Genomic DNA, 25,242 nt, shown 5'->3' with positions numbered 1-25,242 from the left:
AGGGGTCGGTAAAGAAGGGGAGTATAGAGGTTGGGCTATGGCAGCTATTTAGCTGCCATAAGGCGTTGTTTCTGACGAGCCCAGTCTTTGTCTTTATCTGCGGCGCGTTTATCGTGTTGCTTCTTACCTTTGGCTAGCGCAATTTCGCATTTAATGCGATTGCCTTTCCAGTAAAGGGAGAGCGCTACACAAGTGAAGCCTTTAGCTTCAGTCGCGTTGATGATCTTTACTAGTTCGCGATGGTTAAGTAGCAATTTGCGATCACGGGTCGGATCTGCGACTACGTGGGTGCAGGCTGTTTTCAGCGGAGTGAAGTGTGCACCAACTAACCAAGCTTCGCCTTTGTGGATAACCACGTAGGATTCCACCAGTTGCGCGCGTCCTTCGCGTAGGCTTTTGACTTCCCAGCCAGTCAGAACGAGACCTGCTTCGAATTTATCCGAAATTAGGTATTCGTGACGTGCTCTTTTGTTTTGACAAATTGTGTTGCCCGATGGGGCTTTCTTTTTCTTGGCCATGGCGGGCGATTATATAGATCAGGCTTGCTGAGGGAAAGCGCCTTGCAATCAGGGAAAACTATTTCTATTTGTTCATCTACTTCTACAAAGTTCTGAATGTGCAATCTGCACAATAAAAAGCTCTGTTTTTGCTATCTAAAACAGGGGAAATCCCTAAAGTTCTGGGGAGCTAGCGGGGTGTGCACTTTTTGAGCAGTCAACGATGTACTTAATAAGTAAAAAGTGAAAGAATTTGCGTTTTTTCGCGACTAACCCCCCAGAAGAGTAGCAGTTCATGCAGGAAAAGAAGTCTATCCACGGTGCTTGGGCATCTCGTTGGATCTTTATTTTGGCGGCCACTGGTTCGGCAGTTGGCTTAGGTAATATTTGGAAGTTCCCATATATTGCGGGCGAAAATGGTGGCGGTGCGTTCGTACTGGTATACCTTGTCTGTATCTTGATGGTTGGTGTTCCAATCATGATGGCAGAGGTCTTCATCGGTCGACGTGGTAGACAAAGTCCTATCAATGCTATGAAGGATGTGGCGATAGAAGCCAATCATTCAGGGAAATGGTCATTTGTTGGTTGGATGGGTGTTCTAGCCGGCTTTATGATCTTCTCGTTCTACTCTGTAGTTGCGGGTTGGGTGCTTTATTACATTGCTGGTATGGGTACTGGCGATTTCATCTCTATTGGTAGTGATGATGCGGGTAAGGTCTTCAATGACTTGCTAGCTGACCCTCAGACATTGCTGATCTGGCATACGATCTTTGTTGCAATGGTAATGGTGGTTATCGTTGGTGGCGTTAAGAAAGGTCTTGAGAACGCTGTTAAGCTATTGATGCCTGCGCTATTTATCCTTCTATTGATCATGCTTGGTTACTCCATGCAGACAGAAGGCTTCTCTCAAGGTTTTGATTTCCTATTCCACTTCGACTTCTCGGAGCTGAGTTGGAATGCTGTATTGATCGCGTTAGGTCACTCTTTCTTCACCCTATCTCTGGGTATGGGTGCGATCATGGCGTACGGTTCATACATGCCTAAGAAGACCTCTATCGGTGGTTCTGTAATCACAATCGCGGCAATGGATACTATCGTTGCTTTGATTGCTGGTTTGGTTATCTTCCCGATCGTATTTGCTAACGGTATGGATCCTGGTGCGGGTCCTGGTCTGATGTTTGTAACGCTGCCTGTTGCTTTCGGTCAGATGCCTGGCGGTCAGATCTTTGGTTTCGTATTCTTCTTGCTTGTAGGTATTGCTGCTTGGACTTCAGCTATCTCTCTAATCGAACCAGCAGCTGCTTGGTTGGTAGAGAAGTTTGGCTGGAGCCGTGTTCCTGCGTGTATCGCGCTAGGCCTTGTTGTTTGGGGCTTAGGTATTGCTGCGCTAGGTTCTTTCAACTTCATCTCCGACTTCAAGATGATGGGCTTCAATGTCTTTGATTTCCTAGACTTTATGACGGCTAATGTCATGTTGCCATTGGGTGGATTGTTCATCGCAATCTTCGCGGGTTGGTTTGTAACTCGTAAAATGGCTGAAGATGAATTGGCAATCTCCTCTCCTTTACTGTTCAATGCATGGTATATTGCGCTGCGATATGTATCGCCAGTAGCGGTAGCTGTAATCTTTATTCTCAACCTTGTTGAGAAGTTGAAGTAAAGGAATGAAAAAAAGGCATGACTCAGGTAGATCGCAGTGCATTGGTATTGCACACTGCAGAAGAGATGTTTGATCTTATAAATGATGTAGAACGATATCCTGAGTTTTTGCCCTGGTGCGCTAGCACCGAGATTATAAGTCGCACCGACGATGAGTTGGTTGCGACTTTGTTCCTTTCTAAAGGTGGCTTGAAATATAGCTTTACCACTCGAAATCAGCTTAACCGCCCTGTAAGCATGACACTTGAATTGGAAGAGGGGCCCTTTTCCCGCTTGAGTGGTGTGTGGGATTTCAAACCGCTTAGTGATGAAGCGTGTAAAGTAAGCTTAAGCTTACAGTTTGAGTTCTCGGGTAAAATTGCTTCTATGGCGATGAGTAAGGTTTTTAATCAAGTTGCAACGACTATGGTTGATGCCTTCGTAACCCGCGCAGATCAAGTATACGTTTAAGAGAAAGTGTCACTATGAATGTTGAAGTCGCTTATGCCCTTCCTACAGAGCAAAAAATCATAGCTTTGACTGTGGCTGATGATTGCACTGCTTATGATGCGGTTATCCAGTCTGGCATTGTGGAGCTTTATCCACAGATCGATCCTGAGAATGATCCTATGGGTATCTTTGCTAAAGCAATCAAGAACCCTAAAGAGACAATTTTGCGGGAAGGTCAGCGTGTTGAGATTTATCGCCCTTTAATTGCTGATCCGAAGGAAGCAAGGGCTAAGCGCGCAGCTAAGGTGAAAGCAAAGAAAGAAGCTGAATAAGCTGCACGCTTGCGTAGCTAAAGTTTAGCTACGCTTACCGCCTGGACGGAAGTCACCATTTAAGGCATTTAGCTTACCATCTGTGAAATATAGAGAGATGCGTTCTTTGCTATAGCTGCCATCTTCACCGCTTTTCTTAGTGTATAGGTAATCCCAACGGCCTTCGTGGAAGGTGTCAGTGATTAACGGTGAGCCCATGATAAAGCGAACTTGGCTCTGGCTCATGCCTGGGCGAAGCTGGTCTACCATCTCTTGAGTAACAACATTGCCCTGCGGAATATCGAACTTATAAACACCTGGGAAACCAGAACAACCGGTCAGAGTCAGTGCTACAGTAAAAGTTGTAGCAATTAGTAGTTTTTGCATCAGAATTTTGCTTCCACTATTGTGCGTAAATGCGGATAATAAAGTTTCGTGCGCTATTGAACAAGCAATTCAGCTTCCGCATGATTATGTAATCACCAACAGCTTAGAGAATAGATAACTATGTCACTTGAAAATCAGGAACTAAGAAAAGCAGGTCTGAAGGTAACTTTACCTCGCGTAAAAATTTATCAGATCCTAGAACAGGCTGGTGAAGGCGATCACTTCAGTGCTGAAGATATTTATAAGTTGCTGATGGAAAAAGGTGAAGATGTTGGTTTGGCAACGGTTTACCGTGTACTAACTCAGTTTGAAGCGGCTGGTCTAGTAACGCGTCACCACTTCGAAGGTGGTCACTCTGTATTTGAATTGGCGCGTGATGAAGAGCACGACCACATTGTTTGTGTAAAAAGTGGCATTGTAAAAGAATTTAACGATCCACGTTTGAATGAGCTTCTAAACGAGATCGCTGAGTCTATGGGCTTCACTGTTACTGACCGTACTATTTACCTATACGGCGTACATAAAGACGCAGACGAAAAATAAGCAGTACTTGCTCTGGTGACAACTAAAAAGCCCGCTACTAGCGGGTTTTTTAGTGTATGGAATACCCTTCCAAAAACTATGTGTATGGGGCTTGAGGTCTAGCTTGCTTGAGCAAGCATCTCTTTAGCATGCTCGATAGATCGCTCTGTAATATCGATCCCGCCCAGCATACGTGCAACTTCTTTAACACGGCTGTCCGCGCAAAGTTGATTAATCTGCGTGTGAGTGGTCTTTTTATCCGTCTGTTTGCTCACAAATAGATGTTGATGGCCTTGGCTCGCGACTTGCGGCTGATGAGTAACACACAGGATTTGTGCTTTTTCACCCAGTTGTCTTAATAGGCGACCCACAACTTCCGCAATCGCACCACCAATACCTACATCGACTTCATCAAAGATTAGTGTCGAAGTGGTGGAGGTTTGTGCTGTGATTACTTGGATAGCAAGACTGATACGTGATAGCTCACCACCTGATGCGATTTTGCCTAATGGTTTTGGTGGTTGGCCTGCATTGGTAATAATCAGGAATTCTACTTCTTCCAAACCGTTCAGACTTGGTTTTTCTAAAGCGGTTAATGCAACAGACATCTGCGCAGATGGCATGCCTAGATTATGTAGTTGCTGATCAACTAACTTACCTAATTTTTTAGCGGCAGTGGATCGCTTAGCACTTAGCTTGTTAGCGTAAGCGAGGTATTCAGCTTTGGCGCTCTCAACGTCAAGGGCGAGTTGCTCTAACTCTTCGTCAGAGCGACTTAGGCTGGATAGCTCTTGGCTAAGCGATTGATGGAATTCGCATAGCTCGTCTGGGTTGATGCGATGCTTACGCGCAATCTCGTAGATTGTTGATAAGCGTTCTTCGACATCTTGTTGTCTGCTTGGATCGACATTGACGTGATCCATGTAATGGCGGATCTCGTTGCTGGCTTCTTCAACTTGGATCAATGCCGAGTTCAGCATCTCGTTGGCTTGTCGAACTGAAGGGGATTCTGATTGGATTTCAGATAGAAGCTGCAGGCAGTGATTCAATTGTTGTACGCAATTGGCGTCATCGCTATCGCTGGCTAGATTGATCAGCTGGTGGCCTGTGTTCAGAATGCTCTCGGCATTGGCTAAGGTTTTTTGCTCTTCTTCCAGTTGCTTTAGTTCGCCATCGGTTAAGGCGAGCTGGTCTAACTCTTCAATCTGATAGCTTAATAGCTGCACTCGTGCTGTTTGTTCGGCGCTTTGCTCAGAGAGACGTTTCAGTTCGCTATCGAGCTTATGCCATTGCTGGTAGCTACTGTGAACTTGGTTGACCAGTTTGGTCTGTCCGGCAAAATTATCGAGTAGTGTTCGGTGATGATCTTTTTTCAGTAAGCGTTGGTGTTCATGTTGACCATGAATAGCAATCAGTAGCTCGCCAAGGTTTTTGACTAAGCTGGCAGGCGATGGGCGACCATTGATATAGCAGCGTGAGCGCCCCTCTTTAGTGATCACTCTGCGCAGTATGCATTCACCGTCATTGTCTAAATCATTCTCTGATAGCCACTGAGAGGCTTCAGGGATGCTATCTATGTTGAAGCTTGCTGTGATGTCGGCTTTCTCAGCGCCTTGACGTACGGCACCGCTCTCTGCGCGGTTACCTAAGGCTAGGCCTAGGGCGTCGAGCATAATCGATTTACCCGCACCTGTTTCACCGCTGACTACGGTCATGCCTTGGCTTAGTTCCAGATCAAGGTGATCAACAATGGCAAAGTCACAAATAGATAATTGATTCAGCATAATAAAATACATGTGTTTTTATACAGTGGTTTCTGTATAAGTCATATTTTGATCGGATGCAATCTTTATCTGAAATTAGCGTAAAAAAATCGAATTTATCTGTTGAAAGCGATCTCTTTGTCCCCATATTCAAGAGCAATTGATATTAACACCCAACAGACGCCCTCGAGTTTATTGAATGGGCTGGCTGGAGAGCACAATGGCAAACGAAGAACTGAACCCCGTAGAAGAGCAGAAAGTTGAGCAGCCAGAAGAGGTTGTAGCAGCGGAAGAAGCGCAAGAAGAAAACGCTGAACAAGGTGAAGCGGAACAGGTTGCTGCAGAAGAGACTGCTCAGGATGCGGATAAATTGGCAGCTGATCTAGCTGCAGCAGTAGCTGAGGTTGAGACGCTAAAGGATCAGATGCTACGTGTTCAGGCTGATGCTCAGAATGTTCGTCGTCGTGCTGAACAGGATGTAGAAAAGGCGCACAAATTTGGCGTAGAGAAGTTTGCCAACGAAATGTTGCCAATCGTCGATAGCCTAGAGCGCGCTATTGAAGCCTTCGGTGATGACGAAGCGGTTAAGCCGATGAAAGAAGGCGTTGAGATGACTATGAACATGTTCCTCTCGGGTCTGGCTAAATTCCAGATGGAACAGGTTAATCCTCAAGGTGAAGCATTTGATCCGGCACTACACCAAGCAATGTCTATGGTTGAGTCACCAGATGCGAAGCCAAATACAGTTATTGCAGTAATGCAGAAAGGTTACACATTGCACGGCCGCCTAGTGCGCCCTGCGATGGTTGTTGTGGCTAAAGCTTAAGGTACGTTAGGCAAATTTAATTTTGGTTTCGGCCTTGAAACCCTGCAAAACGTACTTATATAGATTTCATACTGACTAGTAAGTCAATTATAGAATTAATCACTGTCCGTCAGAACGGGCAGCTTAGAAAGAATTGGAGCAGATACAAATGGGTAAAATCATCGGTATTGACTTAGGAACTACAAACTCTTGTGTTTCTATCCTAGATGGCGACAGCGCTAAAGTTATCGAAAACGCTGAAGGCGATCGCACAACGCCTTCCATCATTGCTTACGCTGATGAAGGTGAAATCTTAGTCGGTCAGCCTGCAAAACGTCAGGCGGTTACTAACCCAGACAACACGCTATTTGCTATCAAGCGTCTTATCGGCCGTCGTTTCAAAGATGATGTTGTTCAGAAAGACATCAAAATGGTGCCATACAAAATCGTTGAAGCTGACAACGGTGATGCTTGGGTAGAAGTTAAGGGCGACAAGCTTGCTGCACCTCAGATCTCTGCAGAGATTCTGAAGAAGATGAAGAAAACTGCAGAAGACTACCTAGGCGAGACAGTAACTGAAGCCGTTGTAACTGTACCAGCATACTTCAACGATGCTCAGCGTCAGGCGACTAAAGATGCGGGTAAAATTGCTGGTCTAGAAGTTAAGCGTATCATCAACGAGCCAACTGCTGCTGCTCTTGCATACGGCATGGACAAGTCTAAAGGCGACAAAACTATCGCTGTATATGACCTAGGTGGTGGTACTTTCGATATCTCTATCATCGAGATCGCTGAAGTAGATGGCGAGCACCAGTTCGAAGTATTGTCTACAAACGGTGATACGTTCCTTGGTGGTGAAGACTTTGACCTACGTTTGATCGAGTTCTTGGCTGATGAGTTCAAGAAAGACACAGGTATCGATCTACACAACGATCCACTAGCGCTTCAGCGTCTTAAAGAAGGTGCTGAGAAAGCTAAAGTAGAACTATCTTCTGCACAGCAGACTGACGTTAACCTACCTTACATCACTGCTGATGCAACAGGTCCAAAACACCTTAACGTTAAGATCACTCGTGCGAAGCTTGAGTCTCTAGTAGAAGAGCTAGTTCAGCGCTCTCTAGAGCCATGTAAGATCGCTCTAAAAGATTCTGATCTAAGCGCATCTGAGATCGACGAAGTTATCTTGGTTGGTGGTCAGACTCGTATGCCAATGGTTCAGGAAAAAGTTGCTGAATTCTTCGGTAAAGAAGCACGTAAAGACGTTAACCCTGATGAAGCGGTAGCAATGGGTGCTGCGATTCAAGGTGCGGTACTAGCAGGTGACGTTAAAGACGTTCTACTACTAGACGTAACGCCTCTAACGCTTGGTATCGAAACTATGGGTGGCGTAGCTACTCCAGTAATCGAGAAGAACACGACTATCCCAACTAAGAAGTCTCAGATCTTCTCTACTGCAGACGACAACCAAAACGCTGTAACAATTCACGTTGTACAGGGTGAGCGTAAGCAAGCGGCACAGAACAAATCTCTAGGTCGTTTCGACTTGGCTGAGATCCCACCAGCACCACGCGGTGTGCCTCAGATCGAAGTAACTTTCGACCTTGATGCCAACGGTATCCTTAACGTGTCTGCGCAGGATAAAGCGACTGGTAAACAGCAGTCTATCGTAATCAAAGCCTCTTCTGGTCTGAGCGATGACGAGATCGAGCAGATGGTAAGCGATGCAGAAGCTCACGCTGAAGAAGATAAGAAGTTTGAAGAGCTGACTACTGCGCGTAACCAGGGTGACGCGATGGTTCACTCTGCTAAGAAGACAATGGAAGAAGCGGGCGACAAAGCGACTGACGAAGAGAAAGCAGCTGTTGAAGCAGCAACTGCTGAGCTTGAAGAAGCGCTTAAAGGCGACGACAAAGACGCTATCGAAGCTAAAACTGCTGCACTTACTGAAGCGATCTCTGGTGTTGCTCAGAAGATGTACGCAGAAGCTGCACAGCAAGCTGAAGCTGAGCAAGGTGCAGGCGGTGCTGAACAGCAACAAGCTGGCGGTAACGATGATGCAGTAGACGCTGAGTTCGAAGAAGTTAAAGACGACAAAAAATAAGTCGCCTTTTAGCTGAATCGGGCTAAATAAGCGTAGAACTTTGCAGTGTTTAACGATGCTGCAAAGTCGAATTACTCGGCACCGCGGGCTCTATGCCCGCGTTGTCATATCCGGCTTAAAGCCGAAAACAGTGTTGTGACTGTATAGTGTAGTGACCATGTCAAAACGAGATTATTACGAAGTATTGGGTGTATCTAAGGATTCATCTGATCGCGATATCAAGAAAGCTTTCCGCCGTATGGCAATGAAATATCATCCGGACCGTAACCCGGACGATAAGGAAGCAGAAGATAAGTTCAAAGAAGTAAACGAAGCTTACGAAGTGTTATCTGACGCTCAGAAGAAAGCTGCGTACGATCAATACGGTCATGCCGGTGTTGATCCGAACATGCGTGGTGGTCACGGTGGCGGCTTCGACGGTAACTTCTCTGATATCTTTGGCGATGTATTTGGCGATATTTTCGGTGGCGGCGGTGGTCGCGGTGGCCGTAGCTCGGTACAACGTGGCGCTGACTTACGCTACAACATGGAAATGACGCTGGAAGAAGCGGTTCGTGGTGTAGAAAAGAGCATCAAAGTTCCTACGCTTGTAGAGTGTGAAACTTGTGATGGCAGTGGTGCTAAGCCTGGTACTTCTGCAAAAGTGTGCGGCACTTGTGGCGGTCAAGGCCAGGTTCGTATGCAGCAGGGCTTCTTCTCGGTGCAACAGACCTGTCCAACCTGTCATGGTGAAGGCAAGATCATTACTGATCCTTGTACTGACTGTCACGGTCATGGCCGTAAAGAGAAGACTAAGACGCTTAACGTTAAGATCCCAGCGGGCGTTGATACAGGCGATCGTATCCGTCTAGCGGGTGAAGGCGAAGCGGGTACTCACGGTGGTCCAGCAGGCGATCTATATGTACAAGTTCATGTTAAAGATCACCCGATCTTTGAGCGTGACGGTAAACATTTATACTGTGAAGTGCCGATCAGCTTTGTTGATGCAGCATTGGGCGGTGAGCTAGAAGTTCCAACTCTTGATGGTCGTGTTAAGTTGAAAGTACCATCCGAAACACAGACAGGAAAAATGTTCCGTCTACGTGGCAAGGGTGTAGCGCCGGTTCGCGGTGGATCTACGGGAGACCTTCTGGTTAAAGTGGTTGTGGAAACGCCGGTTAAGTTGAGCAGCCGTCAGAAAGAGCTATTGCGTGAGTTCCAAGACGAGATGGAGCAAGGTACGCATAAACACAGCCCGAAGAAGCACGGCTTCTTTGATTCTGTGAAAAAGTTTTTTGAAGATATGACCTAATTTTAAGGGGCATTTATTGCCCCTTAAATTTTTATAAGAATGGGGATGGCATGAGCCAGAATCCAGAATGCCCAACTTGGCTTTGGGATGAAATTACGGCAGAAGCCGAACGTGAAGTAGTTGACGAGCCTGTATTGGCGGGGTTTTATCACGCCAATATTTTAGGTCATCAGAGTTTGTGTTCTGCTTTGGCTTATCTGTTGAGCCGCAAGTTGCATGATGATGCAGTGCCAGCAGTAACTTTTCGTCTAGTGATCGAAGAAGTATTTCGTGAAGCGCCAGAGATCTTACAGGCTGTGTGTGCAGATATAGCTGCGGTTCGTACCCGAGACCCTGCAATCGATAAATATGCGACTGTATTGCTGTACCTTAAGGGGTTTCATGCAATTCAGGCGTATCGTGTGGCTCACTATATGTGGAATAAAGGCCGTAAGAGCATGGCGCTTTATATCCAGAGCAGAGTTAGTTGTGTGTTGCAGGTTGATATTCATCCTGCGGCTAAAATCGGTCATGGCGTAATGTTTGATCACGCAACAGGTATTGTTGTGGGTGAAACCAGCGTGATCGAGAATGATGTTTCTATCCTGCAATCTGTAACCTTAGGCGGTACAGGTAAAGATTGTGGTGATCGTCATCCGAAAATTCGTGAAGGCGTTATGATTGCGGCAGGTGCCAAGATCTTCGGTAACATCGAAGTGGGCGCAGGTGCCAAAGTAGGTGGTGGAAGTGTTGTGTTGGATGATGTGCCAAGGCATACAACAGTTGTAGGCGTACCTGCCCGTGCTGTTGGTCATCCTCAATGCGATAAACCGGCACTGGATATGGACCAGAATATCCTTCACGACAAAAACAAATAAGAGCGGAAACTTACATGATTAAAGTAGCAGTTACTGGCGCAGCCGGTCGTATGGGTAAAGCAAATATCGAAGCGCTACAGATGGCTGAAGGCATTGAATTAGGTGCAGCTATTGTTGAGCCTGATAGTTCTTTGATCGGCGCAGATGCCGGTGAAGTTGCAGGTGTTGGTAAGCTAGGCGTTAAGATTGTTGGTTCTTTGCATGAAGCGGTTGCTGATTTTGACGTGCTAATCGACTTTACAGCACCAGAAGTCACGCTTGAGAATGTTCGTTTCTGTACTACTCACGGTAAGCAAGTTGTTATCGGTACGACGGGTCTTACTGATGAGCAGAAAGAAGTGCTAGAGAAAGCCGCTGAGAGTGTTGCCATTGTATTTGCACCAAACATGAGTGTTGGTGTGAACTTGTGCTTCAAACTGCTTGAGATCGCAGCTAAAGCTTTAGGTAACGATGATTACGATATCGAAGTGATCGAAGCTCACCACCGTCACAAAGTGGATTCGCCTTCAGGAACTGCACTACGTATGGGTGAAGTGGTTGCTGATGCCTTAGGTCGTGATCTTAAAGAGTGCGCTGTTTATGGCCGTGAAGGTCAGGTAGGCGCGCGTCCTCGTGGTGAGATCGGTTTTGAAACGATCCGTGCTGGTGATGTCGTAGGCGATCACACTGTGCTATTTGGTACAGAAGGTGAGCGTATCGAGATCACGCATAAAGCGAGTAACCGTCTAACTTTCGCTAAAGGCGCTGTTCGTGCTTGTAAGTGGTTGGAAGGTAAAGAGAATGGCCTATACGATATGCAGGATATTCTTGGTCTGAAATAGTTTTAGATCTACTTTAAAAAGCCGCTGTTTATCAGCGGCTTTTTTAATCGCACACAACGGTATTGCGACCAGCCTCTTTCGCTTTATACAACATCTCATCTGCTCGGCTGATCATCTGGCTGAAGTTATCATCATCCCTTTCGATCAAACCTATACTCACTGTGACAGGTAATATTTGATCAGCGAATACAAATTCAGTGTCATGCACTAAGGTGCAGAAATGCTGCATCAAAATATCTGCTTGTTCTAAATTTAAACCGCTTAACAAAACACAAAACTCTTCACCGCCAATACGGGCATGTAAGAAGCGATTAAAGGAACGATTCAGCAAGGTGGCTATCTGTGTCAGTACAGCATCGCCAGCGTCATGACCATAGTTGTCATTTATCTGTTTAAAGAAGTCCAGATCCATCATGGCTAAGCAGGCTTGGTTTTGTGATTGTGTTAATAACTTTTCAGACTGTTCGAATAGATAACGGCGGTTGTGTAGACCTGTGAGAAAGTCGCGGTTAGCCGCATCTTTGATTTGAGCAATGAGTTCCATCTGCTCGATGTTATGCATCACTCGGCAATGCAACTCTTCATAGTTAAACGGCTTAGTTAGAAAATCGTTTGCACCGCTTTTAATAAATTTGGCCGATAGGGAGGGGCTGTCGGCAGCCGATATGCCGATAATCTTCAGTTCCGAGGTTTCGTATTCGCGTCGAATGGCTTGTACCAACTCAATGCCGTTCATATTCGGCATCTCGTAGTCAGTTAGAATCAGTTTAATTTCCGGGTCTTGCTGCAACTTAGCTAAGCCCTCTTGGCCATTGCTAGCTTCAATAACTTGATATAGGTGCTTTTCTAGTTGTTTACGAATCAGTAAACGATAGGAGGAGGAGTCTTCGACTAATAGGACTTTTATCGTTCGGTTTTTAAGTAAACGGTGAATTAATTGAACGGCATATTCGTAGGAGAAGCGGCTCTCTTTGATGATGTAATCCACCACGCCCTGTTGAAGTAAAGATTCACGCTTATCGTCGTCATAACTGCCGGTAAGAACAATTGTCGGAATGTTTTGCGCGAGAATGAGATCGACAATTTCGCCATTGGGCGCGTCGGGAAGGTTTAGATCAACAAGTGCTGCAAAAATATCTTCGTAGAGATCTATCTTTTCCTGAGCTTGAAGAAGGCTTTCACAGAAGATGATTTCCACAGGCAGATCAGCGGATTGAAAAAGTCTTTGTAGTACGCGACTAACTAACTGGCTATCTTCAACGACAAGAACTTTCATATCTAAACTCAAAATAGATGCGATTAATGTCTGGGTTAGCACACCTTTTCATAGTGTCATTTATGATTGCTTAATTGAAGGCAAAAACCACCCCAAATCTCGAAGCTTGTCTAGTAGTTTAGGCTAATATTAAAGGAGTAAGGGAGGGGGAGTGAATGGCGATTTCTCAATCTGCTTTTCTCATGAGGACGGATTTAACTGAGCTGTTTGAGCTTTTGCTTAAGCAAGGCTTTAGGTTGCATGGTCCGCAAGTTCGCGATGGTGCGATTGTTTTTGATGATCTCCAATCTGTTAGTGATCTGCCGCAAGGGTGGGAAGATCAACAGGTGCCGGGGAGGTATCGACTCAAGCACAGTGGTTCTCCACGCCAGTTTAATTGGGCAAATGGGCCTTCAGCACTAAAACCGCTGTTATATCCAGCTCGAGAAGTCATCTGGCAAGCAAAGCGTAGTGGTGATGGTCGATTGCAATTTTTAGTGCCTGAACAAGCGCAAGAAAAAGTTGCGGTCATAGGAGTAAAGGCCTGTGATCTTGCCGCGTTGAAACTGCAGGATCAGCATTTTCTAGAAGGTGATTTTGTTGATCCCGGTTACCAAGCAAAGCGGCGAAGGCTGTTTTTAATTGCTGTTAATTGCAATGTTTCGGCAGAAACCTGTTTCTGCGCTTCTACCGGTGACGGCCCTGAGGTTAAGCAAGGATATGACATCCTGCTAACTGAATTGGACGACGGTTTTCTTATTCAATCGGGCTCGGATAAAGGTTCGGCTATCATCGATCAGTTGCCGCTACACGAAGTGACTGAAGCGATGACCGATATGGCCAAGGAACAGATTCAAACGGCTGCTAATCAACAAACCCGATCCCTCAACCTTATTGCTAAAGATGATCTGCAAAGCCGAAGAGATCATCTGCAATGGGATGATGTTGCCGAGCGCTGCCTTGCTTGTGGTAACTGCACTATGGTTTGCCCCACCTGTTTCTGTCATCGACAGCATGAAGAGCCACAGCTTAATGGTGCTGAGAGCGAGCACGTCAGAGAGTGGGATAGCTGTTTTGGAGAATCTCATGGCCAGCTTGCTGGATTTCAAGTTCGACAAACTGTTAAGCAGCGCTATCAGCAATGGATGACCCATAAGCTAGATACTTGGCAGACCCAATATGGCCGCTCAGGTTGTACTGGCTGCGGGCGCTGTATGACTTGGTGCCCTGCAGAGATAGATTTTGTAGCAGAAGCAAACCTGATAACAGGAGACAAAGAATGAGTGTTTTCTGTCAGAAACCTTTGGTTGCAACTGTTACTGAGGTGATTGCTGAATCTAAGACGATCTTTACGCTTCGTTTGCAGTTGGCTGACCTCGCAGAGCGAGAGGCCTATGAGTTTAAGCCGGGGCAGTTCAATATGCTTTACCTTTTCGGTGTGGGTGAGGTGCCTATCTCGATCGTTTCTGATCCTAAGGATGAAGGCGTAATTGATCACACTATCAGGATCGTAGGGCGTGTTACTGAAGGCTTAGCGAAATTAAAACAGGGAGATCAAATCGGTCTAAGAGGTCCATTTGGTCGAGGTTGGCCTCTGCCGGACGCCAAAAATAAGGACCTTCTGATCGTTACCGGTGGATTGGGTTGTGCGCCGGTCGTAGCAGCAATCAATTATGCGCTGAAAAGGCGAGATCATTATCGACGCTTGAGTATTGTTCAAGGCGTTAAGCACAGCAATGATCTTATCTGGAGTGAGCGCTACGATCTATGGCGTCAGTTTGAGAATGTAGAGGTGTTTCTTGCTGCGGATGAATCAGGACCGGCGTGGCCATTCCATAAAGGGCGTATCACCGAACTAATTGATCAAGTGACGGTTGATCCCAGTAATGCATTGGCGATGATTTGTGGGCCTGAGGGGATGATGCATGCTGCAGCGGAAAAGCTTATTGGTTTAGGGATAGATCCAGCTCAGATCTATCTTAGCTTAGAGCGCAATATGCAGTGTGCCATGGGGCATTGTGGCCATTGCCAGTTTGGGGCTGATTTTATCTGCAAGGATGGTCCAGTATTTTCTTACCCTGCTGTACGTGATCGTTTAGGTATGGAGGGCGTGTGATGAACTCTAAACCGAGTATTGCTGTGCATAAGTTTAGTTCCTGTGATGGTTGCCAGCTCGCTCTTCTTAATATGGGTGAGGCGCTGGTGACTTTAGCTACTCGCGTTGAGATTAAGCACTTTGCGGAAGCTGGTGTTTTGGATGAAAACGCAGAGGTCGATATTGCCTTTATCGAAGGCAGTATTGTGACTCAACATGATACTCAGCGAATCCAACAGATACGTAAGAACAGTCGTTATCTTATTACCATGGGAGCCTGCGCCACTTCTGGTGGGATTCAAGCATTAAAGAACTTAGCGGATGCACCAGAAACTTGGCCGGGGGCTATTTATCCACAGCCTGAATTTATCGACAGTTTGGATAGATCAGAGCCGATCAAAGATCACGTTAAAGTTGATTTTGAACTCTGGGGTTGCCCGATCAATAGTCGCCAAATCTCAACGGCGATCAGCTTAATGCTTGAAGACGTGATGCCTCAGGATGAGCGCGAAAAGCTCTGTGTTGAGTGTAAACGCTCAGGTCAGGTCTGCACTTTAGTCACTGCTGGAGAGCCCTGTATGGGGCCAGTAACAAGATTGGGGTGCGGAGCTTTGTGTCCTAAATTTGGTCGGGCATGCTATGGCTGCTATGGCGATGCAGAGTTGTCTCATCATGCAGCGTTGGCACGTCGTTTATCAGGTTTAGGCCTTGTTGATGAAGAAGTTAGTCGACGCTTTCAATTGATTCATCCTGACCCCAGTCCTTTCCCTAAAGGTGGTAATGGAGAGCTGAATGACTAAGCGAAAGATTCAGATTGATGTGCCCTCACTTGCCCGTGTTGAGGGTGAGGGGGCACTCCATCTCAAGATTGAGCAAGGTAGATTGCAGCAACTGCAGTTCAAAATTTATGAGCCGCCACGATTTTTTGAGAAGTTTCTAGAAGGGCGGCACTTTTCCGAAGTTCCAGACATTGTGGCGCGTATCTGTGGGATCTGTCCTGTGGCGTATCAAGTCAGTGCAGTGAATGCGTTGGAATCTCTGTTTCAGGTTCAGCTAACTCCATGGATCAAGGATATGCGGCGTTTGCTCTATTTAGGCGAGTGGCTGCAAAGTCATGGTCTGCATATCCATTTGCTAGCGTTGCCAGATTATTTTGGCCATAACTCGGCGTTGGAGCTCGCAGGGGAATACCCCGATGAAGTTCGAAGAGGTTTTGCTATTCAAGATGCGGGTAACCGAATCATGCGCTTCTTGGGTGGGCGTTCTGTGCATCCTGTCGGCATTAAAGTGGGTGGTTTTCATAAAGCGCCTTCAATATCCGAAGCCCTCGAACTCAAGCAGAGCCTGCAGGAAATATTGCCTCAAGCCGTTGCGATGGTTGAATGGTTAGCGGAGGTTGAGATTCCTGATCATCGACAGGCTTTTAATTCAGTCTCGCTAACAGCGAATGGCTATCCGCTTGGAGAAGGTCGTCTCGTTAGTAGCTCAGGATTGAATATCACTGAGGACGACTATGAAACCTACTTTGCTGAGAGCCAGTCGCCACACTCGACGGCGCTGTGGAGTCATCTCAATGGCCAGGACTATCTGGTAGGCCCTCTGGCAAGGATCAATCTGAATCATCAACAGCTACCTGATTTTCTACAAAAGCTACTTTGTAAATTGGGTAACCCTTTTCCAAGTCAAAATATGTTCCACAGCATGTTGGCGCGTGGTGTGGAGATCTGTTTTGCTTTGGATGAAGCGATTAAGTTGTTGGAAGCGTATGAGTCACCTGAAAAAAGTGCGGTTGAGGTTAGTCCACGAGCAGGCACTGGATACGGTTGGAGTGAAGCGCCTCGAGGTATGCTCTGGCACCGATATACAGTCAATGAGGCTGGCTTAATTACAGAAGCGAAAATTGTCCCGCCAACGAGCCAAAACCAAGCACGTATCGAGCAAGATCTGCTTTATTCCCTGAGTGAATTTGGCTTGGATCAACCCGATGATCTTTTGCGCTTACATAGCGAAAAAGTGATTCGTAATTATGACCCTTGTATCTCCTGCGCAACTCACTTTCTAAAGTTAACTACGGAGCGTAAGCCTTGAAGTTAGCAATTTTTGGTTTGGGCTCTTCCCATGGGGATGATCAAATCGGTTGGGTGCTGGTGGATGCCCTGCAAGGTTTACTCCCTGAATCTGTGGTCTGCGAGAAATTAACCAGCCCTGCCCACTCTTTAGTGACGCTATTGCCTCAGTTTGATCAGGTTATTGTGATTGATGCCTGTGAAATGGAGCAAAAATCGGGTGAGTACAGGTATATTGAGGATGGGTCTGGGTTTTTGCATATGCAAAATGCGCCAGTTAGTAGTCATACTTTGGGTATCTCAGAGAGTTGGCAGTTGTTGCTTAAACTCGAACAACCTTTGCCGCAGATCAGTTTGTTTCTGGTTCAGCTAGGTCAAACTGAGACTATGGCGCCTATATCGGATTGTATATCTGAGCAGATACCTAATATGGTTGAACAGTTAAATAAAACGGTAAAACTTCGGTGTATAAACTAAGTTTCTTTGTTCCCGATGAAAATTTGGAACAAGTTAAAGCAGCTGTGTTCGCTACAGGTGCAGGACGAATTGGTAACTACGATTGTTGCTGTTGGCAGGTGCTGGGTCAGGGGCAGTTTCGCCCTTTGGAAGGTAGTGATCCGCATATAGGGCAGCAAGGTAATGTAGAGACGGTTGATGAGTGGAAAGTTGAACTGGTTTGTAGCGATGAGCTGATACGTCAGGCCGTTGATGCAATGAAATCGTCTCACCCTTACGAAGAGCCAGCCTACGATGTTTGGCGCTTAGAAGAATTTTAAAGTTGTAACCGAATGACAGGGAGGTAGAAGTGACGCAGTTATTGGTACGTTACTCTCGTATTCTGGAGATTGTTGGTGACATAGTTAAAGTACATGTACCGTTAACAGATGGCGCTTCGTCTATCTGTTTTGGTGATCTAGCTTTAATCGAAAATGACAGACTTGACGGTGCTGAAGCCAATTTGGCCCAAGTCATTTTGCTCGATCGTGAAGAAGTCTCGCTTCAGGTCTTCACAGGCACTAAAGGCCTCTCAACTCATTCGGTGGTTCGCTTCCTTGGTCGTTCCATGGAAGTCACTTTTTCTCCTAATATTCTTGGACGCTCTTTCTCAGGAACGGGTCGAGCTATCGACAACGGGCCGATGCTCACAGAAGAGCCCAAAATTGAGATCGATGGGCCCACGGTCAATCCGGCTAGACGTGTTTTAGCCTCGCATATGATTCGCACCGACGTGCCGATGATTGATGTATTTAATTGTCTAGTTGAGAGTCAAAAAATCCCTGTTTTCTCCGTGGCTGGCGAGCCTTATAACCAGCTGCTAGCGCAGATTGGCACCCATGCGGATGCCGATGTAGTGGTCTTTGGTGGTATAGGTCTGGTGTTCGATGATTACCACTTCTTCAGGCAGGCATTTGAAGAGGCCGGTGTGTTAGCGCGAACGGTGATGTTTGTTCATCAGGGATCTGACCCTACCGTAGAAGGCTTGTTGGTTCCGGATATGGCGTTAGCGGTGGCCGAACGCTTTGCCGTTGAAGAGGGCAAGCGGGTACTGGTACTGCTCACTGATATGACCGCTTACGCCGACGCGCTTAAAGAGGTGGGCATCTCTATGGAGCATGTACCCTCAAATCGAGGCTACATCGGGGATCTCTATTCACAATTAGCGCGCCGATATGAAAAAGCCTGCGATTACAAAGGTGCAGGTTCTGTAACCATTTTGTCGGTTACAACAATGCCGGGTGACGATGTGACTCACCCTGTACCTGATAACACCGGCTATATCACCGAAGGTCAGTTCTATCTGCACGATGGGGTTATTGATCCGTTCGGTTCCCTATCGCGCTTAAAGCAGCACGTGATCGGTAAAGTCACCCGAGAAGATCATAGTCAGATTATGAACACTATGGTGCGCTTGTATGCGGAATCCCAAGATGCAGCGCAGAAACAAGCGATGTCGTTTGAGCTCAGTGAGTATGATGAGCGCTTACTTAAATTTGGTGAGCTGTTCCGAGATCGGTTTATGGATATACATGTCACTATGCCGTTAGAGCAAGCATTAGATCAGTGCTGGCTGACACTGGCTGAATGTTTCGAGCCGCAAGAATTGTTGATGAAGCAGGCGTTGGTGGATAAATATTTTCCAGCGCAAAATTTAGCTAAGGCTTAGGGATGAATTGTGGCGAAGCTAGCACTCAATAAGACCACATTAAATCGCGAGGGCGGACGCTTAAAAGCGTTTCGTCAGTTCGTGCCCGCCTTAGATTTAAAGCGAAAACAGCTTCTCGCTGCGAGACAAGAAACCCAGCAGCTTCTACAAGCTAACCAGCTAAAGCTACAAGATCTCTACCTTTGTGTATCTGAGAAACTGCCAATGCTGGCGGGTGCGGAGATCGAGCTTAGCCAGTTGCTACAGGTCCAAAAGGTTGAAGTGAAGTACAGCAATTTAGTCGGACTAGAGCTGCCTGAACTAGCTGAGTTTAAGGTTGAGCTATCTGAATACTCTCGTTTGGTCTTGCCTCATTGGGTCGATACAGTTTTGTTACTGCAGGAGCAAGCGTTACGGCTGGAAGTAGAGATCAGGATCTACCAACAACGCCTACAGATATTGGAAACTGGACTGCAGAAAACGACCCAGCGCTTAAATTTATTCGATAAGGTTTTGATTCCTCAGACTGAAAAAAATATCCGCAAGATCCGTATCGCTTTATCTGATGCAGAACGGGCGGGTGTTGTACGTGCCAAGATTGCGAAGAACAAACGTCGGAGGCTGCAGTTATGAGTATTCAGTCTCTTAAGAAAGCGACCTTAGTTGGCTTAACGGAGGAAAAGGCATCTATTCTCGATGCTTTGCAAGCCTTGGGGGTAATGCATGTTATTCCTTTGGTCGCGCCTAAAAAATCTCAAGTGAAGCTAGAGCATCAAGTGAGCCCTGAACAGCTCCATGGCGTGTTGCACTATCTTCTGAACTCTAAGCAAAAGCGCAAGCAGGTAGTCAGTGAACGTCATTTTGATCTGCTGGAGGTTACAGACAAAGTTGATCAAAACCGTAGTTTGCGGCTTAAGCTGGTGGAACGGCATGATTTTTTGCGCAAACGTATAAAGGATCTCAAGCCTTGGGGTAGTTTTATCTTGCCCGAGGAAGGTGAGTTATACGGCCGCCGTTTGTGGTTTTATCTTGTACCTAACTACAAGATGAAAGAGGTAGAGAAAACGGAGCTGCCTTGGCAAAGGGTTCATCGAGATAATCGCTATAGCTATATCACGGTTATTTCAGAAACAGAGCCGCCGTTAAACGCTATGCCAGTCACCCGCACTCATACAGGTGCTATTCCGCTCGAACAGTTGCAACGTGAGTTGGAAGATATCGAGGTCGAGCTAGAAACGGTTGAGGCCGAACGCGAGGCGCTTACACGGTGGATCTATCTTCTGCAGCGATCCATTGCGGGTACCGAGGATGATGCTCAGCTAGCTGAAGTATCAGATCAGACTTTAGATCGTGATGAAATTTTTGCTATTCAGGGCTGGGTCGCTGAGGACAGCATAGAGTCGTTACAGTGCTTTGCTGATCAGCAAAGTATGGTGTTACAGCTCGAAGCTCCTAAGCCTGATGAGCTGCCTCCGACACTTTTACAGAATCCAACCTCTGTTGCTGGTGGTGAAGAGGTGGTGCATTTCTTCCAGATGCCTGGCTACCGCAGTTGGGACCCTTCGCGCGTGGTGTTATTTTCCTTTGTGAGCTTCTTTTCGTTGATCATGTCCGATGCAGGCTACTCGCTGTTGTTGGCTGCGATTTTGCTGTTTTACTGGCGAGATATGGGGCGCTCAGAAACGGGGCTGCGTTTGCGTGCTATGGGTGCAGCGCTTTCTGTAGCAGGGTTTGTTTGGGGTGTGTTGGTGGGGAGCTACTTCGGTGCCCAAGCCCCCTTTGCGTGGCTGCAGGGTTTCAAACTGATGGATCTAAATGACTTTGACAGCATGATGTTGCTCTCAATATCCGTAGGGGCTGTACACCTTATTTTAGCTAACCTGATGATGGCTTGGGTCAGACGGGGCAGTACTCGAAGGTATGCGGCATTAGGTTGGGCAGGTTCGGTTTCTGTGGCGCTATGGGGATGGATTGTTGGTTTTGAGGTTTTTCATTGGCTGTTATTGGCGGTTTGTCTGTCACTAGTGCTTCTTTTCTCTAGTGAAAAGTCAGAATGGAGTGTGGGTCGGCTCTTCGATGGTGTTTTGGCCCTTGCAGGGATAACCAAAATATTTGGTGATGTTCTGAGCTATCTGCGTCTGTTTGCTTTGGGGTTGGCCAGTGCTTCGTTGGCGATGACCTTTAATCAACTCGCGGTAGATGTCGCAGCTGCGCTGCCTGCGATTGGCTTGTTATTTAAAGTGCTTATCTTACTTGTAGGCCATCTTCTTAATTTCGTACTTACCGTGATCAGTGGTGTGATTCACGGTTTGCGTCTGAATTTAATCGAATTTTATAACTGGAGTCTGGCGGATGAGGGCTATGCCTTTCAGCCGTTTGCTAAACGGGAGGTTTCACCTTGGATAACCTGATTATTGCTTTGGGTTGGGCTGGTCTATACGGCCCAATGGCGTTAGGTGCAATCGGTAGCATGATTGGTTGTGCGCAGGCGGGGCAAGCTGCCTGTGGTGCATTGTTAGAAACCGAAATAGGTCATGGTCGTTATATTGGGGTGGCTGCAATGCCGTCGTCGCAATCTATATACGGCATCGTGGTTATGTTTGCGTTGAATCGAGAAATTACGATCGATAACGCACCGGGCTTAGCTGCCATTGGTTTGTTGTGTGGTTTAGCGCTTCTATTTAGCGCAGCATGGCAGGGGCGTTGTTGCGCTTCCGCAATCAATGTTTCCAAAATCCGTCCTGAGATCTTTGGCATGTCGTTAGCTCCGGCTGCGATTGTAGAGGGCTTTGCAGTATTTGCCTTTATCTTTGCACTGGTAATTAGTGCAGGCGTGCCTTTATAAGGGGGAGATTGCTGATGAGTAATGAACATAAAACTCATGCGTCTTCAGGCGTTGAAGAGCTGATCGAGAAGTTACGTCAGCAGGGTGTTGAAAAAGGTCAGCATGAAGCTGAAGCCTTGGTTGAGGAAGCAGAACATCGTGCGGATTGGTTGCTATCGCAAGCGAAGCAAGAAGCGGAGCAGATCGTCAGTAAGGCACGCAAAGAAGCGGAAAAACTTCAGCAATCTGGTGAAGATGCGTTAAAGATCGCAGCGCGTGATATGCATCTGGAAGTTCGAGAAACCCTATCTCATTCTTTTACCGATCAAGTGGAGCGTTTGGTTGCGCAGCAGATGGATAATGCTGAATTTATGCGTAGCTTAATTCTGTCGCTGGTGGCTAAGGCAAGCCACGATCATGGCATCGCTGATGCTGAGGAAATAGAGCTGCTTCTGCCGGATGATTACATCGGCTTGGATGAGTTGCGCCGTAATCCTAAAGAGTACCGCGAAGGCAAGTTGAGCCAGTTTGTGCAATCACTTGCAGCTGAACAGATGCGAGATGGAGTTAGTTTTGATCTTCACCAAGGCAAAGGGATTCGTGTTCGTTTGCAAGGGGAGGAAGTGGAAGTGGATCTCAGTAGTGAAGCTATCTCTAAGCTGTTGTTAAAGCATCTTCAGCCTCGCTTCAGAGCGATCATTGAGGGAGTGATTCGCTAGTGTCCGACTATTACACCTTAATCACAGCGCTCCCTTGGCTACCTGATCTAGAGCAGTGTAAGCAGATGCCGCTATCGCGTATAGCATTGGATCAGCGTTTAACCATGCTGACCGATGCTGATAGACAGCAGCTAGCTTTGATTGAGCATCTTTATTATCCCGATGAGAAGGTGTTACGAGGATCGACGGATAGAGAGGTTGTGCAGCAGTGGACCGATCAACTTAATCAGGTGAATAGCGAAGCCCTGCGTCAGCGTATTCTTTTCCATTTGGAGCTGCGAACGTTGATGGCTGCACTTCGTAGTCGTTCAGCGGGTATGGAAAACTCAGCGTTGTTTTATGGCGTAGGTCGATGGTTGCCACGTATTCGAAAACATTGGTTTGAACCCGGATTTGGCTTAGAGGAAGTGTGTCCAGAGCTACAGCCTTTGCAGCGTGTTTTAGCGAAAGAGGATGCATTACTGGTGGAGCAAACCTTAAATCAGTGGTTGTGGCAGGACCTAGCGTTTTGTGAGAAACAACATAGGTTTAACTTCGAGGCGCTAGCATGTTTTGTGTTGCGTTGGGTCATTGCCGAACGCCATCTGAATTATGAGGCAGAAGCTGCCTTGACCGAATTTAAGCGGGCAAATTTACAGTTATTGGAAATTACAGGCCTAGAGCAACAGTTAGCTCAGGGGGAGGTCTAGTGGATCAAAAGATTACAGCTCAGGTAGTTGCAGTACGAGATGACATTGTCACCATCGAACTGGGTAAAAGTGACGAGGGTGTGTTTTATCCGATTCTGAAAAATGAGGTGGTATATATCTGCCCTGTTCGGACCGCTATGGATGGACGGCAGGAGTATTTGCAGGCGGAAGTGCTTCGGGTGCGTCATGGAGAGGCAGATGTTCAGGTATTTGAAAATACCCGCGGTGTAGCTGTTGGGGACCCTGTTAGGCAAAGTGGCGATATGCTTTCGGTAGCTCTTGGGCCTGGTTTGTTGGGGCAGGTTTTCGATGGTTTGCAGAACCCTCTAGAGATCATTGCATCGCAGAATGGCTTCTTTCTTCCTCGAGGGTTAGAAGTTGAAGGGATTGATCAACAACAGCACTGGGCTTTCCAGCCCAGTATTAAAGTTGGCGATCGTGTTAAAGCCGGTGATCTGATTGGCAATGTTCAAGAGGGGCGATTTAAACATCGGATAATGGCACCGTTTAACCTCTACGGTGAGGCAGAGATCAGCTGGATTCAGGAGGGGAGTTTCACGGTCACAACGCCAGTGGCACGTCTCCGTCTTGAGCACGGAGATGAGATTGAGGTCACTATGCAGCAGAAGTGGCCAGTGCGTGTGCCGGTGAGTGAGCCTTTACTTAGGTCGGGGAAAAGTAAACGGCATTATCCACAAGAACCGCTGCTTACTTCTATTCGGCTTATCGATACTTTTTTTCCTGTTGCTCGTGGTGGAACCGCATGTATTCCGGGACCGTTCGGTGCAGGTAAAACAGTGTTGCAAGGTTTGATATCTCGTTTTTCTGATGTCGATATCGTAGTGATTGTGGCCTGTGGTGAACGCGCCGGGGAGGTGGTGGAAACGATCACTGAGTTTCCAAATATGCCAGATCCGAAAGGTGGGACCTTAATGGATCGTACTGTGATTATCTGCAATACCTCATCCATGCCGGTGGCAGCGCGTGAAGCATCGATCTACACCGGGATCACCATCTCTGAATACTATCGTCAGATGGGTTATAACGTGCTGCTGATTGCCGACTCTACTTCGCGTTGGGCTCAGGCGATGCGAGAAACCTCGGGGCGTTTAGAGGAGATTCCGGGAGAGGAAGCTTTTCCAGCCTACTTGGATTCTGCTGTGCGGGCGCTTTATGAGCGTGCGGGTTTGATTGAAAACAATGCCGGAGAAATGGGGAGTCTTACTCTGATTGGCACTGTCTCTCCTGCTGGAGGTAATTTTGAAGAGCCGGTTACCCAATCAACCTTGCGTACAGTGAAGACCTTTTTAGGTTTGAGTGCCGAACGCGCATATAAGCGTGCCTATCCTGCTGTAGATCCGTTGATTTCATGGTCGCGCTATTTAGACCAACTTGCCGATTGGTATGCCGAGCATTTAGGCGAAGAGTGGGTGTCTCAGGTGAAAGAGATGAAGCAGTTGCTCGATCAAGGTGAGGCGGTGCAGCAGATGATGCAGGTAACCGGCGAAGAGGGTGTTACCCTGCAGGATTATATTCTCTATCACAAATCTATCTGTTTAGATCAGGTTTATTTGCAGCAGGATGCTTTTGATGATGTCGATATATCGGCTCCCATCGAGCGCCAGCAGGCGTTGTTTACTCTATTAAGAACAGTACTGACATCGACGCATGACTTTAAGGATAAATCTGAGGTTAGGGATTTTTTTGTAACCCTCACAGGACTATTCAGAAACCTGAATTATAGCCGCACCGATAGCCCCGATTACCGACGCTATTTGGATGAGATAAATGCCAAGATAACGCTGCGTTAATCCACATCTGTACTGGTCCAAATTTAAGTCCCTGTTCTTTGTAGGGTGCTATAAATTATGGTAGTTTGACCTAGATCAAATTTTTGACCGGATGAATGGTCTGTTTGTTGACAAATTATGTTACAGTTTTATGTCGGTTCTTTTTGTTTGTATTGGGCCAATTATTAGATGTGCGCAGCCAATCGGCTTTATCGCGA

General features: G+C 46.8%; 26 protein-coding genes. 22 read left to right on the top strand and 4 right to left on the bottom strand.

Going from position 1 to position 25,242, the window contains the following annotated elements; translation table 11 throughout:
- Positions 1–44 precede the first annotated feature (44 nt).
- Positions 45–518, bottom strand: a complete 474-nt coding sequence (smpB, locus tag ACMXYW_RS14910) for an SsrA-binding protein SmpB (RefSeq protein ID WP_415886001.1) — start codon at positions 516–518, stop codon at positions 45–47.
- 274 nt (positions 519–792) lie between these two features.
- Between smpB and ACMXYW_RS14905 the strand changes: the two genes are divergently transcribed.
- From ACMXYW_RS14905 to ACMXYW_RS14895, 3 genes are read left to right on the top strand one after another with little or no spacing between them, the layout of a single operon-like run.
- The gene (locus tag ACMXYW_RS14905; RefSeq protein ID WP_415895265.1) at positions 793–2,157 is read left to right on the top strand and encodes a sodium-dependent transporter; all 1,365 of its coding nucleotides are present in this window, start codon (positions 793–795) and stop codon (positions 2,155–2,157) included.
- A 17-nt stretch (positions 2,158–2,174) separates the two neighbouring features.
- A complete protein-coding gene (locus ACMXYW_RS14900) occupies positions 2,175–2,606 on the top strand; it encodes a type II toxin-antitoxin system RatA family toxin (protein WP_415882588.1) in 432 nt (143 codons plus the stop codon).
- A 14-nt stretch (positions 2,607–2,620) separates the two neighbouring features.
- Positions 2,621–2,917, top strand: a complete 297-nt coding sequence (locus tag ACMXYW_RS14895) for an RnfH family protein (RefSeq protein ID WP_415882587.1) — start codon at positions 2,621–2,623, stop codon at positions 2,915–2,917.
- A 24-nt stretch (positions 2,918–2,941) separates the two neighbouring features.
- Here ACMXYW_RS14895 and ACMXYW_RS14890 read toward each other — a convergent pair whose 3' ends face one another.
- The gene (locus ACMXYW_RS14890) at positions 2,942–3,283 is read right to left on the bottom strand and encodes an outer membrane protein assembly factor BamE (protein ID WP_415882586.1); all 342 of its coding nucleotides are present in this window, start codon (positions 3,281–3,283) and stop codon (positions 2,942–2,944) included.
- A gap of 120 nt (positions 3,284–3,403) precedes the next feature.
- Here ACMXYW_RS14890 and fur point away from each other — a divergent pair, with 120 nt between their 5' ends.
- Positions 3,404–3,826 carry a ferric iron uptake transcriptional regulator gene (gene fur / locus ACMXYW_RS14885; RefSeq protein ID WP_415889448.1) on the top strand — a complete coding sequence of 141 codons (423 nt, stop codon included), beginning with the start codon at positions 3,404–3,406 and terminating at the stop codon, positions 3,824–3,826.
- Between the two features lie 98 nt (positions 3,827–3,924).
- Here fur and recN read toward each other — a convergent pair whose 3' ends face one another.
- Positions 3,925–5,589 (bottom strand): DNA repair protein RecN, encoded by a 1,665-nt coding sequence (gene recN, locus ACMXYW_RS14880; RefSeq protein ID WP_415904568.1) that lies wholly within the window; start codon positions 5,587–5,589, stop codon positions 3,925–3,927.
- 199 nt (positions 5,590–5,788) lie between these two features.
- Between recN and grpE the strand changes: the two genes are divergently transcribed.
- The 5 genes from grpE to dapB all read left to right on the top strand — a co-directional run bounded on the left by grpE (position 5,789) and on the right by dapB (position 11,443).
- Positions 5,789–6,394, top strand: coding sequence for a nucleotide exchange factor GrpE (gene grpE / locus ACMXYW_RS14875; RefSeq protein ID WP_415899372.1), 606 nt, complete (start codon positions 5,789–5,791; stop codon positions 6,392–6,394).
- Positions 6,395–6,542: 148 nt separating this feature from the next.
- Positions 6,543–8,474, top strand: coding sequence for a molecular chaperone DnaK (gene dnaK, locus ACMXYW_RS14870; RefSeq protein ID WP_415904567.1), 1,932 nt, complete (start codon positions 6,543–6,545; stop codon positions 8,472–8,474).
- A 157-nt stretch (positions 8,475–8,631) separates the two neighbouring features.
- Positions 8,632–9,765: a molecular chaperone DnaJ gene (dnaJ, locus tag ACMXYW_RS14865; protein WP_415904566.1), complete on the top strand. Its 1,134-nt coding sequence runs from the start codon at positions 8,632–8,634 to the stop codon at positions 9,763–9,765.
- A gap of 50 nt (positions 9,766–9,815) precedes the next feature.
- Positions 9,816–10,622: a serine O-acetyltransferase gene (cysE, locus tag ACMXYW_RS14860; RefSeq protein WP_415899369.1), complete on the top strand. Its 807-nt coding sequence runs from the start codon at positions 9,816–9,818 to the stop codon at positions 10,620–10,622.
- A gap of 14 nt (positions 10,623–10,636) precedes the next feature.
- Entirely contained in the window at positions 10,637–11,443 is an 807-nt protein-coding gene (dapB, locus tag ACMXYW_RS14855) for a 4-hydroxy-tetrahydrodipicolinate reductase (protein WP_415904565.1), read from the top strand.
- Positions 11,444–11,486: 43 nt separating this feature from the next.
- Here the strand turns inward: dapB and ACMXYW_RS14850 are convergent, their stop codons facing one another.
- Entirely contained in the window at positions 11,487–12,719 is a 1,233-nt protein-coding gene (locus tag ACMXYW_RS14850; RefSeq protein WP_415904564.1) for a diguanylate cyclase, read from the bottom strand.
- A gap of 155 nt (positions 12,720–12,874) precedes the next feature.
- Between ACMXYW_RS14850 and ACMXYW_RS14845 the strand changes: the two genes are divergently transcribed.
- Genes ACMXYW_RS14845 through ACMXYW_RS14785 form a run of 13 tightly spaced genes read left to right on the top strand, consistent with a single transcriptional unit; the run spans position 12,875 to position 25,045 of the window.
- Positions 12,875–13,981 (top strand): 4Fe-4S dicluster domain-containing protein, encoded by a 1,107-nt coding sequence (locus tag ACMXYW_RS14845; RefSeq protein WP_415904563.1) that lies wholly within the window; start codon positions 12,875–12,877, stop codon positions 13,979–13,981.
- Positions 13,978–14,814 (top strand): FAD/NAD(P)-binding protein, encoded by an 837-nt coding sequence (locus ACMXYW_RS14840; protein ID WP_415904562.1) that lies wholly within the window; start codon positions 13,978–13,980, stop codon positions 14,812–14,814. Before ACMXYW_RS14845 ends, ACMXYW_RS14840 begins: the two co-directional genes overlap by 4 nt.
- On the top strand, positions 14,814–15,593 hold the full coding sequence (locus tag ACMXYW_RS14835) for a sulfhydrogenase subunit delta (protein WP_415899364.1): 780 nt from the start codon (positions 14,814–14,816) through the stop codon (positions 15,591–15,593). Before ACMXYW_RS14840 ends, ACMXYW_RS14835 begins: the two co-directional genes overlap by 1 nt.
- Positions 15,586–16,881, top strand: a complete 1,296-nt coding sequence (locus tag ACMXYW_RS14830) for a Ni/Fe hydrogenase subunit alpha (RefSeq protein WP_415904561.1) — start codon at positions 15,586–15,588, stop codon at positions 16,879–16,881. The genes ACMXYW_RS14835 and ACMXYW_RS14830 overlap by 8 nt, the downstream gene beginning before the upstream one ends.
- Entirely contained in the window at positions 16,878–17,336 is a 459-nt protein-coding gene (locus ACMXYW_RS14825) for a hydrogenase maturation protease (protein WP_415904560.1), read from the top strand. The genes ACMXYW_RS14830 and ACMXYW_RS14825 overlap by 4 nt, the downstream gene beginning before the upstream one ends.
- Positions 17,324–17,635: an NGG1p interacting factor NIF3 gene (locus ACMXYW_RS14820; protein WP_415899360.1), complete on the top strand. Its 312-nt coding sequence runs from the start codon at positions 17,324–17,326 to the stop codon at positions 17,633–17,635. The genes ACMXYW_RS14825 and ACMXYW_RS14820 overlap by 13 nt, the downstream gene beginning before the upstream one ends.
- 29 nt (positions 17,636–17,664) lie before the next feature.
- Complete coding sequence (locus tag ACMXYW_RS14815) at positions 17,665–19,023, top strand: V-type ATP synthase subunit B (protein WP_415904559.1); 1,359 nt, start codon at positions 17,665–17,667, stop codon at positions 19,021–19,023.
- A 9-nt stretch (positions 19,024–19,032) separates the two neighbouring features.
- Positions 19,033–19,635, top strand: coding sequence for a V-type ATP synthase subunit D (locus ACMXYW_RS14810; RefSeq protein WP_415904558.1), 603 nt, complete (start codon positions 19,033–19,035; stop codon positions 19,633–19,635).
- Positions 19,632–21,413 (top strand): V-type ATP synthase subunit I, encoded by a 1,782-nt coding sequence (locus ACMXYW_RS14805; protein ID WP_415904557.1) that lies wholly within the window; start codon positions 19,632–19,634, stop codon positions 21,411–21,413. Before ACMXYW_RS14810 ends, ACMXYW_RS14805 begins: the two co-directional genes overlap by 4 nt.
- Positions 21,401–21,847, top strand: coding sequence for an ATP synthase subunit C (locus ACMXYW_RS14800; protein WP_415904556.1), 447 nt, complete (start codon positions 21,401–21,403; stop codon positions 21,845–21,847). Before ACMXYW_RS14805 ends, ACMXYW_RS14800 begins: the two co-directional genes overlap by 13 nt.
- A gap of 14 nt (positions 21,848–21,861) precedes the next feature.
- A complete protein-coding gene (locus tag ACMXYW_RS14795; RefSeq protein ID WP_415904555.1) occupies positions 21,862–22,545 on the top strand; it encodes an ATPase in 684 nt (227 codons plus the stop codon).
- Positions 22,545–23,234: a DUF2764 family protein gene (locus ACMXYW_RS14790; RefSeq protein WP_415904554.1), complete on the top strand. Its 690-nt coding sequence runs from the start codon at positions 22,545–22,547 to the stop codon at positions 23,232–23,234. The genes ACMXYW_RS14795 and ACMXYW_RS14790 overlap by 1 nt, the downstream gene beginning before the upstream one ends.
- A complete protein-coding gene (locus ACMXYW_RS14785) occupies positions 23,234–25,045 on the top strand; it encodes a V-type ATP synthase subunit A (protein ID WP_415904553.1) in 1,812 nt (603 codons plus the stop codon). Before ACMXYW_RS14790 ends, ACMXYW_RS14785 begins: the two co-directional genes overlap by 1 nt.
- Positions 25,046–25,242: the final 197 nt, after the last annotated feature.

The sequence above is a fragment of the Neptuniibacter sp. QD48_55 genome, assembly GCF_047778115.1.
GTDB lineage: Bacteria > Pseudomonadota > Gammaproteobacteria > Pseudomonadales > Balneatricaceae > Neptuniibacter.
The sequence above is the reverse complement of the archived record's forward strand: the minus strand, read 5'-3'. Positions and strand labels throughout refer to the sequence as shown.